Source organism: Bacteroidota bacterium, assembly GCA_034723125.1.
Taxonomy (GTDB): Bacteria; Bacteroidota; Bacteroidia; order CAILMK01; family JAAYUY01; genus JAYEOP01.
In genome coordinates, this window is record JAYEOP010000235.1 from 1,356 (window position 1) to 3,173 (window position 1,818).

At 31.8% G+C, this 1,818-nt stretch carries 2 protein-coding genes; one reads left to right on the top strand and one right to left on the bottom strand.

The features are described from left to right. Nucleotides 1-1,082, bottom strand: a 1,082-nt coding sequence (locus U9R42_06580) for a glycosyltransferase family 9 protein (protein ID MEA3495684.1), incomplete at its 3' end; no start/stop codon positions are given. A gap of 238 nt (nt 1,083-1,320) precedes the next feature. Here U9R42_06580 and U9R42_06585 point away from each other — a divergent pair. Continuing rightward, a partial coding sequence (locus U9R42_06585; GenBank protein MEA3495685.1) for a hypothetical protein occupies nt 1,321-1,818 on the top strand: 498 nt, incomplete at its 3' end.

Consider the following 1,818-nt stretch of genomic DNA (forward strand, 5'->3'; position numbering starts at 1 on the left):
AAATTCCTAACAATAGCATCATAAACCATCTCAACAGAAATATCATTCATGCAATGATTTTCACGTTTGCATTTTGTTCCATAAAAGCAATCACAACCACTTGGTGGTTCAATAATTTCTCCTCTGTTATAAAGTTCAAATTCATTTTTGTTAAAAATATTTACAAAAAGAATCATTGGTTTTTTAATCGCAGTAGCAATATGCATCATCATTGAAACTGCTGTAACAACCAAATCGGTATTTGCTGTTATTGAAATAAATTCTTGCAATGAATATGTTCCCGGATAAAATGCTCCTGTCTCTTCTGCAAATTTTTTATTTTTTTCATTTTCCTCTGGACCTCCAAGAATTAAAGGATAAAAATTATTGACTTGCAATTTTTTTATTAATTCAATCCAATATTTCTCAGGCCAAAGTCGAGTAAGCCATCTTTTACCACAACCGGTATTTAGTCCGATAATTTTTTTGCCTTTTGCCTTTTCTCTAAGAATATTCCATTTTTTTAAATATGCATCATCAATATCCATCAAATACTCTTCGTAATTAAATTTCTGATGACAGATTTCAAAGATTTCTTCAAGGTAACTTTTAGTGTTTTTTTGAGAAATTGAATCCGAAAGTCCTGTTATTATTTTATGCTCTGCCGCTGGTGTTGCAGCATCAAGATGATTGTTTTTTAAGATAAATCCAAATTTTTCTTTAGCATCAACATCTGTAAGCAATGCACAGGCTTCGTATTCTTTATCAAGATTAATTGCAATATCATACTTCTGATGCCGGATGATATAAGCTGATGTAAAATCAAATTTATAAATTTTGTCAACTTTATCTTTAGGAAGAATATCCGGTGTGTGAGTAATCCATGAAATATGGCAATCAGGATACAATTCTTTATATTTTACAACCAATGGAGTAGTTCTTATCACATCACCAATTGCCGCAAGTTTAATTATTAATATCCGTTTTGAAATTACCTTATATTCATCACAAGTATCGCAAGTTTTGTTTCTTTCTTTGTTTGGCTGGCAAGGATATTCACCAACAAAATATTTACAGTCGAATTTTATATCTGATAGTTTCATTAATATACTTTTTAGAGCCACAAATATAGGAATTTTTTGATTTACGATTGGATGAGAAATGATTTGTTAACAAGCTGAATTCAGGACAAGGAATGCTTACGAAAAGCAAGATAATAACCGAAGTTAGCAGGTACGATTAACAAAATTCAAAATCCTTTGGATAATACTATTAAAAATATTATTTTTGCTAAACAAAGAAATTAGTAGGAACCCCCTAAAAACAAATAACATTTTTTGTATGGAAAAATATTTAGAACAGCTTTTAATGGATATTGCTTTTGCTACCGAAAATGTAAGTTGTCCTTATGTTGAACATGAATTGAGCATACATGATTGGATAACGGAAGAAGATGATGATAAAACAGCAGTCATCCGTCTGCTTGAAGAATGGACGGGTATCAAAAAAATTCAGCTACCTCCTCCCGGATTATTGTCTGACAATCAAATCAGCCGTCTTCTTAACGCTTTAAAAAAAATGCTGGATGCTTATAACTGGGCATTTGTACTCCTATTTGAAGTACCTGAGCATATTCAATATGCTACGATTCGTGATAATTTTAATCAGGAAGCAAAAATAAAACGCTGGCACATGGGATTTTTCCAACTTTGTAATCCCGGCACAGAACACGGAAAATGCTCTTTAGGAGAATATTGTCATTGCCGCTTTTACAAGGAACTTTTTGAGGGTTTTAGTGATGAAGAACTTAGTCCTGACAAAGAACGTACTATGCAATTG